We start from the raw sequence: 590 nt of genomic DNA on the forward strand, positions 1-590 counted from the left end.
CACCTCCTTTCTAAGGAAAACCAACCCCGCACGGGTTGGACCCGCGGCAGGCCCTGAGCCGCCGCCGGCGCATCCCTTCTCACGGATCTATTCCAGGGATCAGGTATCGGGTATCAGGCATCAGAGGTTTTTCTGATCCCTGATGCCTGATGTCTGATCCCTGGGAGGGGCTAGTAGCTCAGTTGGTTAGAGCGCGCGCTTGATAAGCGTGAGGTCGGAGGTTCAAATCCTCCCTGGCCCACCAGGTTCAAGCGCTGGCGTCATGGGACGCAGCGCTCTAGGCCGACCGAGATCCGTATGAGGGGACTCACAACACGGCAACGTGGCTCAAGCCTTCGGGTTTGAGTTGCCCGACTTCAGTTGGGCGGGATCATGGACAAGTGAAGACAAGTGCAAGTGACCGAGGACGCGCCTCGGCCGGTGCCCGAAAGGGAACTGGCGAGGCGTAGCATCTGAACGGCGGAGAGGCTGCGGGCGGGTTTGTTCCTGCGCGTGGCGCTGAACGCTTCAAGGATCAAGCGTAAGAAGGGCATCTGGTGGATGCCTTGGCACTGAGAGGCGATGAAGGACGTAGCACGTTGCGATAAGCT

At 60.0% G+C, this 590-nt stretch carries 1 tRNA gene; it reads left to right on the forward strand.

The annotated features are described in order from the left end of the window. Window positions 1–167 precede the first annotated feature (167 nt). Window positions 168–244 (forward strand) — tRNA-Ile (locus JUB11_RS32475). Window positions 245–590 lie beyond the last annotated feature (346 nt).

This window comes from Azospirillum sp. SYSU D00513 (assembly GCF_017356015.1).
GTDB lineage: Bacteria > Pseudomonadota > Alphaproteobacteria > Azospirillales > Azospirillaceae > Azospirillum.